We start from the raw sequence: 15,493 nt of genomic DNA, 5'->3' as shown, positions 1-15,493 counted from the left end.
GAAGGTGCGCGCATTCAGCCGTCGTACCTGCGCGTACCCCGGACCTGACGAAGGACCGGGACGATATGACCCTTGAGGAGCGCCGCAGGGCCCGCAGCCTCGCCCACCTGGGCGTGTGGTCGGCCTATCCCGCGCGCACCCGCCCCTCCGCCGGACGGTGGAAGCCGGCGGCGGCCGCCCTCGGCGGCGTGCTGCTGCTGTGGTGGGCGGTCACGGCCGGCGGCCTCATCGCCCCGCTCTACCTGCCCAACCCCCTCGACGTCGTCGCCAGGATGGGCACGCAGCTGACCACCGGCGTCGCCTGGCGCTACCTGGCGCCGACGCTGGGCGCCGCACTCCTCGGCGCGCTCATCGCGGTCGCGGTCGCCCTCCCGCTCGGCGTGGTCATCACGCACTCGCGGCTGTTCGCCGCCGTCGTCGAACCCTTTGTCGCCATCTCCCAGACCGTGCCGCTCGTCGCGATCGCGCCCCTGCTCGTGCTGTGGATCGGCTACGGCACCGTGCCCATCGCGGTCCTGTGCGCCATCATCGCGTTCTTCCCCATGGTCACCACCACAGTGGTCGGACTCCGGTCGCTCGACATGCGCGTCGTCGAGAACGCGCTGCTCGACGGGGCCGGTGCCTGGCAGCGCCTCGTCCACATCGAAGGACCCATGGCCGCGCCCGCCATCCTCGCGGGCGTCCGCGGGGGCGTGGTGCTCACCATGACCGGGGCCGTGGTGGGCGAGCTCGTCATGGGCGGCGCCGGCCTCGGCACGCTCCTCACCCTCACCCGCGAGGCGGCCGACACGGCCGGCCTGTTCGCCGTCGTCGCGTGGATCAGCCTCACCGCCCTCACCCTGCACGGCCTCGTCCACGCCCTGGAACGAGCCGCCGTCGCCCGACTCCAAGGAGAAACCACATGATCAGCCGCCGTTCCGTTCTGCTGGGCGGGCTCGCCGCCGCCGGTGCCACCGGTCTCGCCGCCTGCTCCGGCGCCTCGCCGGCCGCGTCGCCGTCCGCCGACGGCAAGCTCACCGTCGGACTCACCTACATCCCCAACGTGCAGTTCAGCGCCTTCTACCTAGGCGTGGCCGAGGGACTGTTCGCCAAGCAGGGACTCGACGTGACGCTGCGGCACCACGGCCAGCAGGAGGACGTCTTCGGTGCCGTGCTCGCCCGAGAGGAACACGTGGTGTTCGCGTCCGCGGACGAGGCGATGGTCGCCGCGGCCGCCGGGCAGGACCTGCGCACGTTCGCCACCAGCTACCAGACCTACCCGCTGGAGGTCATGGGCGGAGGCGACCTCGGGCTGTCCGCCGACGACGGGTTGGCCGTCCTCGCCGGCCGGACGCTCGGCATCCCTGGCCACTACGGATCCAGCTACTACGCGGCGCTCGCCGCCATCCACGAGGCGGGACTCACGGAGGACGACGTGACACTGATGGACATCGGCTACACGCAGCTCAGCGCGCTGGCCGCCCGGCAGGTGGACTTCATCATGGGGTTCCGCAACAACGAGCTGGTCCAGCTGCGGGCGCAGGGGGAGTCCGTGCTCTCGATCCCCATCTCGGATCCCGCGTCGCCCCGGCTTGTCGGGCCGAGCCTGGTCACGGTCGGGACCGAGGTGTCCGACGACGTGCTCGCCGCCGTGGCCCGTGGGATGAGGGAGGCCGAGGAGGCCGTCATCGCGGACCCGGAGGCCGCCCTCGACGCGACGGCGGAGCAGGTGCCGGCGCTGAGTGACCCCGCGCAGCGGGAGTCCGCGGCGCGGGTGTTGGCCGCGACCACCGAGCTGTGGACCCGGGGCGGGGCCGTCGACGTGTCGCTGGACACCGACGCGTTCGCCCGGATGGCGGAGTTCCTCGTCGAGGCGGGCATCATCGAGCGGGCACCCGAGCAGGCGTACGTCGAGCTGGACCTGTCCTGACGGTGACGACCCTTCGAGACGGCCGGCGCCGCTGCGCGGCCGGGCCTCCTCAGGGAGCGATATGTGAGGAGGTCGGCGCGGAGTCTGGATCGTCGTGTTCCGGCCCCTGAGGAGGTCGGCGCGCTAGCGCCGATCGTCTCGAAGGGTCGTGACGCGACCCTCCCGCAGACCGGGACCGCGGTCCTCAGATCTCGACGAGCGTGCGGCCGTGCCGCTTGCCGGCCAGCAGCTCTTCGCCCGCGGCAATCACTCCGTCGAGGCCCACCCGGTCGGTCATCTGGTCGAGCTGGTCCAGGTCGACGCCCCGGGCCAGCACGCGCCACGCGTCCGCGCGGTCCTCGACGCCTGCCCACACCGAGTCGATCCCCGCCAGGGTCACGCCGCGCAGGATGAACGGCATCACCGTCGCGGGAAGATCGGGTGATGCCGCCAACCCGCAGGCGGTGACCACGCCGTGGGGCTGCGTCTGCGCGATGGCGTTGGCGAGGACCTGCCCGCCCACGGAGTCGACGACCCCGGCATAGAGCGCCTTCTGCAGCGGCCGCCCCGGCTCGCCCAGCGCCTGGCGCCCGACGATCGAGCTGGCCCCCAGGTCCCGCAGGTAGTCGCCGAACCGGTCCTCGCGGCCGGTCAGCGCAGCGACGTCGAACCCGGCGGCCGCGAGCAGCATCACCGCGACGGACCCCACGCCGCCCGTCGCGCCGGTGACCAGCACCGGGCCAGAGTCCGGCGACACGCCGTCCATGACCAGGCGCAGCACCGCGAGTGCCGCCGTGTAGCCGGCGGTGCCGAGTGCGGCGGCCCGCTCCGGGGTGAGTCCGTCGGGCACGGGGACGGCGAGGTCGGCGTCGGCCCTGGCCAGCTCGGCGTACCCGCCGTGCCTGGTCTCCGAGAGCCCGGCGCCGTTGAGCACCAGCCACTGTCCCGGTGTCCAGCGCTCGTCCGCCGACTCGACGACGCGGCCGACCAGATCGATGCCGGCGATGAGCGGCTTCTGCCGGACCACACCAGGGCGGCCGGTGACGGCCAACGCGTCCTTGTAGTTGAGGTCGGAATAGACCACCTCGACGAGGACTCCCTCATCGGCGAGGAGTTCCTCGCATCCGTCCTCGAGAGCCACTCCGCTGTCCCGCACCACGATTCCACGCATGCCCCCAGCCTAGGGGGTCGCGGCGGCGGGTCCACCTGGGGTTACTCGGCGGCGTGCGCCGCCCGGTCGGCCTCGAGACGCGCCGGCCACCAGATGCGCGGGCCGATGTCGTAGCTGAGCGCGGGCACGAGCAGCGTCCGGACCAGGAACGTGTCGACCAGGACGCCGAACGCCACGATGAAGGCCAGCTGCAGCAGGAAGAGGATGGGCAGGACGGCGAGGGCGGCGAACGTGGCGGCAAGCACCAGGCCGGCCGAGGTGATGACGCCGCCGGTCACTGCGAGGCCGCGGAGGATGCCGGGGCGGGTGCCGTGGACGAGCGACTCCTCCCGCACGCGGGTCATGAGGAAGATGTTGTAGTCGATGCCGAGCGCCACCAGGAACACGAACCCGTAGAGCGGCACCGACGGGTCCGCGCCGGGCAGGTCCAGCACGTGGTTGAACACCAGCGCCGCCGTCCCCATGGCCGTGCCGAACGACAAGACCGTGGTGAGGATGAGCAGTACCGGGGCCAGCACGCTGCGCAGCAGCACGATGAGGATGAGCAGGATCACCACCAGCACCAGGGGGATGATGAGGTTGCGGTCGCGGATGGAGGTGTCGCGGGTGTCGATGTTGGTGGCGGTCTCGCCGCCGATCTGCGCTCGGCCGTCGAGGTCTGCGCGGAGGGCGCGGACGGTGTCGCCGGCCTCGTCGCTGTCCGGGGCGTCGGCCAGTGTGGCCAGCAGCATGACCTGGCCCTCGCTGACGGTCGGGGCGGGGGCAGGCGTTCCCGGCGAGCCCAGCGGCTGCACACCGTCGGCCGTCACGGGGGCGGTGCCGGCGGGGGAGTCGGCGGCCACGACGGAGACGGAGTCGACGCCGTCGGAGGACAGGAGCAGGTCGGTGACCTCCTGCAGGCGGGCCTCGTCCGTGAGGACGCGGGCCGGATTGCCGGAGCCGGCCGGGAAGTGCTCGGCGAGCTCGGCCTGGCCGTCGCGGGCCTCGGAGGCGCCCAGGACGAACTCGCTGGGCGGCACGCCGTCGGCCTTGAGGGTGGGGACGAATGCGGCCCCCGCGGCGAGGGCGAGCGCACACACGACCCAGACGACGCGCGGCCGGGCGGCGACCAGGCGGGCGGCCTGCGCGTAGATGCCGGTGGTGACCTCGGCGTCCTCGTCGCGGTTGGGGTCGAAGCGGGGGCGGCGCGGCCAGTACGACGCACGGCCCATGAGGTAGAGCATGCTCGGCAGCAGGGTGAGGGCGGCGAGCATGGCGAAGATGATGCCGATCGCCGCGACGGGGCCCAGGGAACGGCTGGAGCCGAGGTCGCTGAGGAGCAGACACATCAGGCCGGCGATGACCGTGCCGCCGGAGGCGAGGATCGGCTCGACGACGCCCTTGAGGGCCGCGCGCGTGGCATCGGCCTTGGACGCGCGGCGCTTGAGTTCCTCGGCGTAGCGGGCGGTGTAGAGCAGCGAGTAGTCGGTGGCGGCGCCGATCACCAGGATGAAGAGGATGCCCTGGGTCTGCCCCGTGAGGGTGACGATCTCCGCCTTGGCGAGCCACCAGTTGGCCAACAGCGCGACCGCGAGCGCGAACAGGCTGGTCGCCAGGACGGCGAAGGGCAGGATCAGCGAGCGGTACACCACCAGCAGGATGACGAGCACCACGGCCAGTGCCACGGCCAGGAGCAGGCCGTCGATGCCGCTGAATGCCTCGGTGATGTCGGCGGTGAACCCGGCCGGGCCGGTGACGTAGGTGGTCACGCCGTCGGGCAGGCCCTCGGGCAGGTCCTCGCGGATGACGTCCACCACCTCGGCGATGCTGGCCTCGGCGTCGACGCCGGCGAACACCTGGGCCGCCAGCCCGTCCTCCGACGGGATGAGCGGGGAGACCGACTCGACGCCCTCGATGTCGGCCAGCGTCGCGGCGCGCTCCTGAAGCTCGGTCAGGACGTCAGGGGTGAGGGTGTCGTCGCTGGAGAACAGCACGATCGCGGGCAGCGTCGAGGAGTCGACGAAGTCCAGGTAGCGGTCGCCGACGACGGTGGCCTCCGCGCTGGTGGGGAGGAACGTCGACTGGTCGTTCGTGGCCACCTCCTCGATGCGGCCGAAGTAGGGGCCGCCGATCCCCGCCGCGGCGAGCCAGGTGAGGATGAGGAGGACGGGGATCGCGAGGCGCGCGAGACGGGTCGTGGACACGGGCTCAGCCTAGGGGCGCGTGGCGGGGTCGCGGGTGGTCGCGGGGTCCGTCGAACGGTCGATGTCGCGGGGGCCGTCGAACCAACGCCCTCCCCGCGACGGCGACGCCACCACCCCGCGACAGCGAAAGTCCCCGCCCTGCCGAGGCAGAGCGGGGACTTCCAGCCGGTCAGCGATCAGATCGCGTAGTACAGCTCGAACTCGTGCGGGTGCGGGCGCATCGCGATGGCCTGGATCTCGGCGCGCTTGAGCTCGATCCACGTTTCGATGAGGTCCGGGGTGAACACGTCACCGACGAGCAGGAACTCGTGGTCGGCCTCGAGGTTGTCGAGCACCGCGCCCAGCGTGCCGGGGACGGTCGGGACCTGGGCGTGCTCATCCGGGGGCAGCTCGTAGAGGTCCTTGTCGATCGGCGCCATCGGCTCGATCCGGTTCTGGATGCCGTCGATGCCGGCGAGCAGCATCGCCGCGAACGCCAGGTAGGGGTTCGACGACGGGTCGGGGCAACGGAACTCGATGCGCTTGGCCTTCGGGTTCGACCCGGTGATCGGGATGCGGATGCACGCGGAGCGGTTGCGCTGCGAGTACACCAGGTTGACCGGCGCCTCGAAGCCGGGCACCAGTCGGTGGTAGGAGTTCACCGACGGGTTGGTGAACGCCAGCAGCGCCGGCGCGTGCTTGAGCAGGCCGCCGATGTACCAGCGGGCCAGGTCGGACAGGCCGGCGTAGCCGTTCTCGTCGTAGAACAGCGGCTTGCCCTCGTTCCAGATGGACTGGTGACAGTGCATGCCCGAGCCGTTGTCGCCGAAGATGGGCTTGGGCATGAAGGTCGCGGTCTTGCCGGCGGCCCACGCGGTGTTCTTGACGAGGTACTTGAACTTCATGACGTCGTCGGCGGACTTCAGCAGCGTGTCAAAGCGCCAGTTGATCTCTGCCTGGCCGGCGGTGCCCACCTCGTGGTGCGCGCGCTCGACCTCGAGGCCCGCGGCCTCCATGTGGCGGACGATGTCGTCGCGCAGGTCGCCGAAGTGGTCGACCGGGGCCACCGGGAAGTAGCCGCCCTTGTACTTCACCTTGTAGCCGCGGTTGCCGCCGTCCTCGACGCGGCCGGTGTTCCAGGCGCCGGCCTCCGAGTCGATGTGGTAGTACGACGAGTTCGCGGTGGTCTCGAAGCGGATGTCGTCGAAGACGTAGAACTCGGCCTCAGGCGCGAAGAAGGCGGTGTCACCGATGCCGGTCGACGCGAGGTAGGCCTGCGCCTTGCGGGCGATGTTGCGCGGGTCGCGCGAGTACGGCTCCTTCGTCAGCGGGTCGTGGACGAAGAAGTTGACGTTGAGGGTCTTGGACTTGCGGAAGGGGTCCACGTACGCGGTGGTCGGGTCCGGCATCAGCGCCATGTCCGACTCGTGGATCTTCTGGAAGCCCGTGATCGACGACCCGTCGAACCCCAGTCCGTCCTCGAACACCTCCCGCCCGAACGACGACGCCGGGACGGTGAAGTGCTGCATGACCCCGGGCAGGTCGCAGAAGCGGACGTCGACGGTCTCGATGCCTTCGTCCTTGATGTAAGCCAGCAGGTCGTCTGCGCCTTGGAACATGGGCGTTCTTCCTTCAATGTCGGGTGATCGTGAGAGTGACTCTAGGCAACGTTATGTGCTCGACAGTTGCCGCCGCGTAACGGCACTGTTACAGCTTCCCCGGATCGGCAGGGTCACCGGGTGCGTCTCGGCATGGAAGACGCGGCGATGACGAGCATGCCCACCACCAGGGCGGCCAGCAGCGACACCCCGACCCACATGGAGCCGGACACCTCCGTGTTGCCGGTGACGTCGAGCACCGCCTCGGTGGCCCAGGTCATGGGCAGCACGCGCGCGACGGCGGCCAGCGCGTCGGGCATCTGGTCGACGGGCGCGAACAGGCCGCAGAGGAACAGCTGGGGCCCGATGAACAGCGGCATGAACTGGACGGCCTGGAACTCGGTGCGGGCGAAGGCGCTGGCCAGCAGCCCGAACGACACCCCCACCAGCGCATCGAGCAGCGAGATCAGCAGCAGCACCCACAGCGGCCCATCGATCTCCACGCCGTAGACCCACAGCACGAACGTCGCGAGCAGCGACGCCTGCAGCACGCCCAGCGCGCCGAACACCAGACCGTACGACGCCAGCAGGTTCCACCGGCTCAGCGGCGTGGTGAGCAGGCGCTCCAACGTGCCACTCGTGCGTTCGCGCAGCATCGTGATGGAGGTGACGAGGAACATCAGCATCATCGGCAAGACCGCGAGCATCGTCGGCCCGATCTGGTCGAAAGCGGACGGCGCGCCTGGTGGGGTGGGCAGGTCGATCATCACGAAGTAGAGCAGGGAGATGAACACCACCGGCAGGAACATCACGAGCGCGATGGTCCGTGGGTCGGCGTGCAGCTGCGCGACGATGCGGCCGACGGTGGCGAGGGGGCGGCCGCGCCGGGCGACGGCGGCGTGCTGTGCGGGAGCGGCGTGCCGCGGCGCGGTCATGCGCCGGCCTCCGCCCGCACGAGGGTCAGGAACGCGGCCTCGGGGGTCGGTGCGCCGGTGCGCTCCTGCAGGTCGTCCATGGGGCCGTCGGCGAGGAAGTGGCCGTCGCGCATGAGCAGGACCGAGTCGCACCGCGTCGCCTCGTCCATCACGTGGCTGGAGACCAGCAGCGTCGTCCCGGACTCGGCGAGCCCGCGGAAGTGGGACCACAGCGACTCGCGGGTCAGCGGGTCCAGGCCGACGGTGGGCTCGTCCAGGATCAGCACCTCGGGGCGGCCGACCAGCGCGCAGGCGAGCGACGCGCGGCTGGCCTCACCGCCCGACAGGGTTTCGACGCGCCGCCCCGCCAGGGGCGTGAGGTCGACGGCGGCGATCGCCTCCTCGGCGGCCGCATCGGGCAGCCCGTGGAGCCGGGCGAAGTAGCGGACGTTCGCGCGGACGGGGATGTCGCGGTAGATGCTCAGCGACTGACTGGTGTAGGCGACGCGGCGACGCAGGTCGGGATGCCCCGCCGGCAGGCCCAGCAGTTCCAGGCGCCCTGAGGTGATGTGCTGGACCCCCACCATCGTGCGCATGAGAGTGGTCTTGCCGCACCCGGACGGGCCGAACAGGCCGGTGACCGACCCGGGGGCCAGCGTGAAGCTGACGCCGTGGAGGACTTCGTGGGAAGCGCGGTGGACGACCAGGTCTGTGGCCGCCGCGGCGGGGTGTGCCATGCCCCGGAATCTACTCCCGGGCCGTGTGGGGCGCGCCCGGACACCCCGCAACGACGACGGCGCCCCGCCCGGTCGCCGCAGCGACGGGACGGGGCGCCGTCGGGAGCCTCAGGCGGAGAACTGCGGCCGCGCCGAGTAGGTGGCCTCGTCGAGGATGCCCTCGCGCTTGGCGACGACGGCCGGCACGAGCGCCTGGCCGGTGACGTTGAGCGCGGTGCGGCCCATGTCGACGATCGGCTCGACGGCCAGCAGGAGGCCGACGCCCTCGAGCGGCAGGCCGAGCGTCGAAAGGGTCAGCGTCAGCATGACCGTCGCGCCGGTGGTTCCGGCGGTGGCCGAGGAGCCCAGTACCGCGACGAACGCGATGAGCAGGTAGTGCGTGAGACCCAGGTCGATGCCGTAGAACTGTGCGACGAAGATCGACGCCAGGGCCGGGAACACCGCGGCGCAGCCGTCCATCTTCGTGGTCGCGCCCAGCGGCACGGCGAAGCTGGCGTACTGACGCGGCACCCCGACGTTGCGCTCGACGACCTGCTCGGTGACCGGCATGGTGCCCATCGAGGAGCGGGTGACGAAGCCCAGCGAGATGGCGGGCCACACGTTGCGGTAGAACTCGCGCACGCCCAGGCCGTGGAACTTGAGGATGGCCGGGTACACGACTGCCCACACGATGAACAGGCCGATGTAGAGGGCGGCGACGAACGTGCCGAGCGACGCCAGCGAGGACCAGCCGTAGGTGGCCACGGCGCGGCCGATGAGGGCGGCGGTGCCGATGGGGGCGAGCCGGATGATCCACCACAGCACCTTCTGGATGACCGAGAGCGCGGACTCCATGAAACCGACGAAGGGCGCGGCCTTGTCGCCGACCTTGACCGCCGCGATCCCGAAGAGGATCGAGATGAGCAGGACCTGCAGCACGGAGAAGCTGGGCGACGCGGCGAAGCCGGACTCGGCGTCGCCGGAGATCCGCACGCCGAGGCCGAAGATGTTGTTGGGGATCAGGCCGGTGAGGAAGGCGGTCCACGAGCCGACGCGGCCGGGCGCGGCCGCCGCCTCAGCGTCGACGCCGGCGGTGAGCCACGGCGAGGAGATGAGGCCGACGCCGATGCCGACGATCACGCTGGCCAGAGCCGTGATGGCGAACCAGATGAGCGTCTGGACCGCCAGCCGGGCGGCGTTGGTGACCTCGCGCAGGCGGGCGATCGACGAGATGACGGCCGTGACGACGAGCGGGACGACCAGGAGCGTCAGGAGGCTGACGTACGCGCCGCCGACCTCGTAGAGCAGCCCGGCGAGCCAGTTGCGCTCCTCGCCGTCGGGGCCGATGGCCACGGCGATCAGGCCGAGGACGACGCCGGCGACCAGGCCGACGACGATCTGGAAGCCGAGGTTGGTGTAGAAGGGCTTGCGCGGCGGGGCGGTCGTTTCGGGCGCGCGCTCAGAACTGATGGTTGACATGGTTTTCCTCTGCTGGGTGTGCGGAAGTGGGGTCGCGGCGGAGCGGGTCAGCGACAGCCGCTGACCGTGGCGCGACACAGGTCAACCCAGAGGCGACCGACGAGCACAGGCATGCGCATACCCTCCCACGGTGTCTCGGCTAGGAGCAACATCGTTCGCCGACGGCACAATGGGTGAGCGCTGCTAGGCTCGCGGCCGTGACCGCCGCCCCCGTCGACCATCCCGGAGCCTCGCTCGGGCTCCCGCCCTCCGGCCCCGGATCCCTCGCCTCGTGGCGGGCGCGCGTGGCGGCCATGATCGGCGACTGGGCCGCCAGCATGATCGTCGCCATCGCCCTGTTCGGGTTCGACGTCATGACGGGTTCCGGCTGGGAGTCGTTCATGATCCTCGCGGTGTACTTCGTCGAGGCCAGCCTGCTGACGGCGCTCGCGGGTGGGTCGTTCGGGCAGCTGATCGCGCGGATCGGCATCGTGAGGGTCGACGGCGGGCCGCTCGGCTGGTGGCGCCCCGTCGTGCGCACGGCGCTGAAGTGTCTGGTGATCCCCGCCATGGTGGTCGGCGCCGAGCGGCGGGCCCTGACCGACCTGCTCCTGGGCACCGTCGTCGTCAACCGCCGCTGACGGCCGCCCCTACCCTCGATCCCTGAGGAGATCGGCGCGGAGCGTCGATCGTCTTTCCCGGTCCCTGAGGAGATCGGCGCGGAGCGTCGATCGTCTTTCCCGGTCCCTGAGGAGATCGGCGCGGAGCGTCGATCGTCTCGAAGGGTCGTGACGTTCGCTTGATCGCAGACCTGGGGCCAGCCCCACCGCGCATCCCCTCCATCTGGAGGTCCCCACCGGTCCCTGAGGAGATCGGCGCGGAGCGTCGACCGTCTCTCCCGATCCCTGAGGAGATCGGCGCGGAGCGTCGATCGTCTCGAAGGGTCGTGACGTTCGCTTCATCGCAGACCTGGGGCCAGCCCCGGGGCTGCGCGGTGGGGGCCGGGCCGCCCACGTCGCCGGCGCCGACGCTTCGCGTTGGTGCGCCGTCGTCGACGCCCACCCAACCTGCCCCGGCCCCCACCGCGCATCCCCTCCATCTCGAGGTCTCTCCCGGTCCCTGAGGAGATCGGCGCGGAGCGTCGATCGTCTCTCCCGATCCCTGAGGAGATCGGCGCGGAGCGTCGATCGTCTCGAAGGGTCGTTACTCTCGCTTTCGATCAGTCTCGTGCGAACGCCCAGTGCCCCGTCGCGCCAGCCGACTCACCTCGTCGAACCGTCCCGCGATGAGTGCCGCCTTCTTGGCGCGACTCCATCCGTGCAGCCGACGTTCCATTGCGTACGCCTCGCCGATGTTGTCGAACTCCTGGGCCCAGACCAGCTTCACGGGAAGCCGCTTGGCCGTGAAACGGGACCCGGAGCCGATCTCGTGCTCCCACGCCCGTTGATCCAGGTCCCGGGCCGAGCCCACGTAGTAGAAGCCGTCTGCGCATTCGAGGATGTAAGTCCATGCCATGCCCGTCATGTCACCAGGGACCAAGGGCAGTTGGGACCCCTTCCGCTGTGGTGTGGATAACAGCGCGTAGTGCGAACTCGAGTCTGTGGGAAACGAAACGTTATGACCCTTCGAGACGGCCGTCGCTGCGCGACGGGCCTCCTCAGGGAGCGGGGGTCACGGCCGCCGCTCCGCGACGGTCCTCCTCAGGGATCGGGGGACGCTCCGCCGAGAGATAGGGACGCGCGGTGGGGGCCGGGGCAGGTTGGGTGGGCGTCGACGACGGCGCGCCTATGCGAAGCGTCGGCGCCGGCGGCGTGGGCGGCCCGGCCCCCACCGCGCAGCCCCGGAGCTGGCCCCAGGTCTGCGACGAGGCGAACGTGACGACCCTTCGAGACGGCCGTCGCTGCGCGACGGGCCTCCTCAGGGAGCGGGGCACGGCCGTCGCTGCGGGACTGGCCTCCTCAGGGAGCGGGGTACGGCCGTCGCTGCGGGACTGGCCTCCTCAGGGAGCGGGGTGGACGGCCGTCGCTGCGCGACGGGCCTCCTCAGCGAGCGGGGATGAACTGCTTAGTCGGCGGTCTCCAGCCACGCCTCCTCGAGGCGCTCGTGGCGCGCCTCGGCGTCGCGCAACTGCGCGTCCAACTCGGCCAGGCGGGCGAAGTCCGTGGCCGCCTCCGCCATCGTCGCGTGCAGCCGCTCGATCTCGGCGGCGACCTTCTCCAGCTGTCCCTCGATGCGGGCCAGGTCCTTCTTCCTCTGCCGTTCCGCGGCGGCGTCGGAGCGGGACGCCTCGACGGCGGCCCCTCCCGGGCGCGAACCGGCGGCGGCCTTCGACCGCGCCCGGCGGTCGAGATACTCGTCGACCCCGCCCGGCAGCAGCACGCAGGACCCGTCCCCGAGCAGCGCGTAGGTGTAGTCGGTGATGCGCTCGAGGAAGTAGCGGTCGTGGCTGACCAGGATGAGCGTCCCCGGCCACCGGTCGAGATAGTCCTCGATGACGGTGAGGGTGTCGATGTCGAGGTCGTTGGTGGGCTCGTCGAGGATCAGAACGTTCGGCTCCGCGAGCAGCAGGCGCAGGAACTGCAGCCGACGCCGCTCACCGCCGCTGAGGTCGCCGATGCGGGCCACCAGCTTGTCACCCGTGAAGCCGAACTCCTCCAGCAGCGACGACGCGCTCGCCTCGCGCCCCGTCGCGAGCTTCGTCTCCTCTTTGAGCCGCTTGACCGACTCCAGCACGCGGTCCTCGTCGTCCAACTCGCCCACGGTCTGCGACAGGTAGCCGAGCCGCAGTGTCTTGCCGCGCTTGACCTTGCCGCCCTGCGGGGAGCGGTCCCCGGAGAGCAGGTCCAGCAGCGTGGTCTTGCCGGCGCCGTTCACGCCGACCAGCCCGATGCGGTCGCCCGGCCCGATCGACCACGTGAGCCGGTCCAGCAGCGTCCGATCATCGACGGCGTACTGGACGTTGATGAGGTCGAACACGTCCTTGCCGAGGCGGGTCACCGCGAACTGCTGCAGGGCCAGCTTGTCGCGGGGCTCGGGCTCGTCGGCGATGAGCACGTTGGCGGCGTCGATGCGGAACTTCGGCTTCGACGTGCGCGCCGGCGCGCCGCGCCGCAGCCACGCCAGCTCCTTGCGGGCGAGGTTCCGCCGCCGCGACTCGTTGGCCGCGGCCTGTCGCTGCCGTTCGACGCGCGCCAGGACGTACGCGGCGTAACCACCCTCGTAGGCGTCGACCACGCCGTCGTGCACCTCCCAGATCCGGGTGCAGATGGCGTCGAGGAACCAGCGGTCGTGGCTGACCACGAGCATCGCCAGTCCGGCGCGGGTCCGCGCCTGCAGGTGCGTGGCGAGGAACGCGATGGCCTCGACGTCGAGGTGGTTGGTCGGCTCGTCGAGGACGATGAGGTCGTGGTGGCCGAGCAGCACCGCGACGAGGCCCACCCGCCGCCGCTCGCCGCCCGACAGGGTGTCGAGCCGGCGGTCGAGGTCGAGGTCGGCCACGAGGGCTTCGACGACGGCGCGCTTGTCGGCGTCGGCCGCCCACACGTGGTCGGGCTCACCGTCGACGATCCAGTCCCGGATGGTCTGGGCGTCGTCGCCGATGGTGGCCTGCGTGAGCACGCCGATCGACGAGTTGGTCGCGACCGTGACGCGGCCGGAGTCCGGCTCCAGTTCGCCGGTGAGGATCCGCAGCAGCGTGGTCTTCCCGTCGCCGTTACGGCCGACGACGCCGATGACCTCCCCGGCGCCCAGTCCGAGGGACACGCTGTCGAGCAGGATGCGGGTCCCGAAGCCGTGGCTGACGCCTTCGAGGTTGACGAGGTTGGCCACGGATCAGCGGCCGCGCATCGCGGACCGGGCGCCCTTCATCTGGATCGGCCCGCGCGGAATCGGTGCCTTGGGGCGCATCGCGTCGAGCGCACGCAGCCGCTGGTTCACCTCGGTGATCTTGGCGGCCGACAGCTTGTTCGGCAGCTTCTTGATGTGGTCGGCGAGCTTGTCGAGCGGGATCTGGCCGGAGCCCTTACCCATCTGCACGATGATGACGTCCACGCCGTAGGCGACCTGCTCATGCTTCTTCTTCTCGCTGGCCAGCAGCGGCTTGAGCCGGCCGGGGTCGCCCTCGCCGATGAGCACGAGCCCGCCGGGGCCGAGCGTGCGGTGGACGGCGTCCAGCTGCCGGGTGGCGGTGATGACGGGGGTGGAGATCCACTTCTTAGGCAGCATCTGCAGGGCCACTTCCGCCGAGCCGGCCTGCCCGTCGAAGCGACGGTAGACGGCCTTGCGGGCACGCCACGTGAAGACCGACAGGGCGCCAAGGACGCCAGCGGAGATGCCGACGATGCCCCAGACGATCCATGCGTCGAGCACGATGCCCAGGATCAGCAGCGCCAGGAACGGCACGACGAAGCCTGCCAGCATCAACCACGGCAGCACGGTGTCGTACTGCACGGTGATCCGGTACGTCTCACGCAGCTGCCGCCACCAACCCCAGTCGGCCGGGTTGGTGGAATTCTTCTTCGCGAGCTTCGCGGCCTTCAGCTCCGCCTTCTGCTTGGCCGCCAGGGCCTTGGCTTTTTCGCTGGCCATCGATCTACTCCGTCTCAACCTTCATCATGCGGGCATCCATCGCGGTGCGGTACAGGCGACCGGCGCGGTAGGAGGACCGGACCAGCGGCCCGGACAGCACGCCAGAATATCCGATCGCTCTCGCCTCCTCCGCCAGGTCCTCGAACTCCTCGGGCGTGACCCACCGGTCGATCGGGTGGAGGGTCGCGTTGGGGCGCAGGTACTGGGTGATCGTGATGAGCTCGGCGCCGGCGTCGTACAGGTCCCGCAGCGCCTGGCTGATCTCCTCGCGGGTCTCGCCCATGCCGAGGATGAGGTTGGACTTGGTCACCAGCCCGGCCTCCCGCGACATCGTCAGAACGCGAAGCGACCGGTCGTAGCGGAAGCCGGGCCGGATGCGCTTGAAGATCCGCGGCACGGTCTCGACGTTGTGCGCGAACACCTCGGGGCGGGCGTCGAACAGCTGGTTCAGCAGCTCGGCCTTGCCGGAAAAATCGGGGGCGAGCATCTCGACGCCCACGCCGGGGTTGACGGCGTGGATCTGCCGAATGGTTTCGGCATACAACCAGGCGCCCTCGTCGGGGAGGTCGTCGCGGCAGACGCCGGTGACGGTGGCGTAGCGCAGCCCCATCTTCCTCACCGACGCCGCGACCCGCAGCGGCTCCGACGGGTCGTACCCCTCGGGCTTGGCCGACTCGATCTGGCAGAAGTCGCAGCGGCGCGTGCACTGGTCTCCGCCGATGAGGAAGGTGGACTCGCGGTCCTCCCAGCACTCGTAGATGTTGGGGCAGCCGGCCTCCTGGCACACGGTGTGTAGGTCGCCGTCGCGGACGATGTTCTGCAGGTCCGAATAGTTGGGGCCCATCTTGGCGGTGGTGCGGATCCACGACGGCTTCCGCTCGATCGGGGTCTCGGCGTTCTTCGCCTCGACACGGAGGAGGCGACGTCCATCGGGCTGCACTGCGGTCACCCGGACAGCCTACCCCGGCCGTTCGGGAACCCCCTGATCGCGACGTTAGG

Annotated in this window: 13 protein-coding genes; 3 read left to right on the top strand and 10 right to left on the bottom strand. The window is 70.7% G+C overall.

Annotated features, from left to right (window positions below; genetic code table 11):
* The first annotated feature begins 65 nt into the window (after positions 1-65).
* Together BCR15_RS00195 and BCR15_RS00190 are read left to right on the top strand one after the other, a co-directional pair.
* Positions 66-905 carry an ABC transporter permease gene (locus tag BCR15_RS00195; protein WP_078920198.1) on the top strand — a complete coding sequence of 280 codons (840 nt, stop codon included), beginning with the start codon at positions 66-68 and terminating at the stop codon, positions 903-905.
* On the top strand, positions 902-1,909 hold the full coding sequence (locus BCR15_RS00190) for an ABC transporter substrate-binding protein (protein WP_068749423.1): 1,008 nt from the start codon (positions 902-904) through the stop codon (positions 1,907-1,909). Before BCR15_RS00195 ends, BCR15_RS00190 begins: the two co-directional genes overlap by 4 nt.
* 184 nt (positions 1,910-2,093) lie before the next feature.
* Here the strand turns inward: BCR15_RS00190 and BCR15_RS00185 are convergent, their stop codons facing one another.
* The 6 genes from BCR15_RS00185 to BCR15_RS00160 form a co-directional block, all read right to left on the bottom strand.
* Positions 2,094-3,059 (bottom strand): MDR family oxidoreductase, encoded by a 966-nt coding sequence (locus BCR15_RS00185; RefSeq protein ID WP_068749422.1) that lies wholly within the window; start codon positions 3,057-3,059, stop codon positions 2,094-2,096.
* A gap of 41 nt (positions 3,060-3,100) precedes the next feature.
* Complete coding sequence (locus BCR15_RS00180) at positions 3,101-5,242, bottom strand: MMPL family transporter (protein ID WP_068749421.1); 2,142 nt, start codon at positions 5,240-5,242, stop codon at positions 3,101-3,103.
* A 176-nt stretch (positions 5,243-5,418) separates the two neighbouring features.
* Positions 5,419-6,840, bottom strand: a complete 1,422-nt coding sequence (gene glnA, locus BCR15_RS00175) for a type I glutamate--ammonia ligase (protein ID WP_068749420.1) — start codon at positions 6,838-6,840, stop codon at positions 5,419-5,421.
* A 113-nt stretch (positions 6,841-6,953) separates the two neighbouring features.
* Positions 6,954-7,754 carry an ABC transporter permease gene (locus BCR15_RS00170; protein ID WP_083196529.1) on the bottom strand — a complete coding sequence of 267 codons (801 nt, stop codon included), beginning with the start codon at positions 7,752-7,754 and terminating at the stop codon, positions 6,954-6,956.
* Positions 7,751-8,470 (bottom strand): ABC transporter ATP-binding protein, encoded by a 720-nt coding sequence (locus BCR15_RS00165; protein WP_068749419.1) that lies wholly within the window; start codon positions 8,468-8,470, stop codon positions 7,751-7,753. Before BCR15_RS00165 ends, BCR15_RS00170 begins: the two co-directional genes overlap by 4 nt.
* 108 nt (positions 8,471-8,578) lie before the next feature.
* Positions 8,579-9,928: a dicarboxylate/amino acid:cation symporter gene (locus BCR15_RS00160; RefSeq protein ID WP_068749418.1), complete on the bottom strand. Its 1,350-nt coding sequence runs from the start codon at positions 9,926-9,928 to the stop codon at positions 8,579-8,581.
* A 197-nt stretch (positions 9,929-10,125) separates the two neighbouring features.
* Here BCR15_RS00160 and BCR15_RS00155 point away from each other — a divergent pair, with 197 nt between their 5' ends.
* Positions 10,126-10,548, top strand: a complete 423-nt coding sequence (locus BCR15_RS00155; RefSeq protein WP_068749417.1) for an RDD family protein — start codon at positions 10,126-10,128, stop codon at positions 10,546-10,548.
* A 562-nt stretch (positions 10,549-11,110) separates the two neighbouring features.
* On the opposite strand, the gene BCR15_RS00150 is transcribed toward BCR15_RS00155, so the two are convergent.
* From BCR15_RS00150 to BCR15_RS00135, 4 genes are all read right to left on the bottom strand, one after another.
* Positions 11,111-11,422, bottom strand: coding sequence for a GIY-YIG nuclease family protein (locus BCR15_RS00150; protein WP_218058930.1), 312 nt, complete (start codon positions 11,420-11,422; stop codon positions 11,111-11,113).
* Positions 11,423-11,971: 549 nt separating this feature from the next.
* Positions 11,972-13,735 (bottom strand): ABC-F family ATP-binding cassette domain-containing protein, encoded by a 1,764-nt coding sequence (locus tag BCR15_RS00145; RefSeq protein ID WP_068749415.1) that lies wholly within the window; start codon positions 13,733-13,735, stop codon positions 11,972-11,974.
* 3 nt (positions 13,736-13,738) lie between these two features.
* The gene (locus BCR15_RS00140; protein ID WP_068749414.1) at positions 13,739-14,494 is read right to left on the bottom strand and encodes a DUF4191 domain-containing protein; all 756 of its coding nucleotides are present in this window, start codon (positions 14,492-14,494) and stop codon (positions 13,739-13,741) included.
* A gap of 4 nt (positions 14,495-14,498) precedes the next feature.
* Entirely contained in the window at positions 14,499-15,443 is a 945-nt protein-coding gene (locus BCR15_RS00135) for a lipoyl synthase (RefSeq protein WP_068749413.1), read from the bottom strand.
* Positions 15,444-15,493: the final 50 nt, after the last annotated feature.

This window comes from Tessaracoccus lapidicaptus (genome assembly GCF_001693815.1).
GTDB lineage: Bacteria > Actinomycetota > Actinomycetes > Propionibacteriales > Propionibacteriaceae > Arachnia > Arachnia lapidicapta.
The sequence above is the reverse complement of the archived record's forward strand: the minus strand, read 5'-3'. Positions and strand labels throughout refer to the sequence as shown.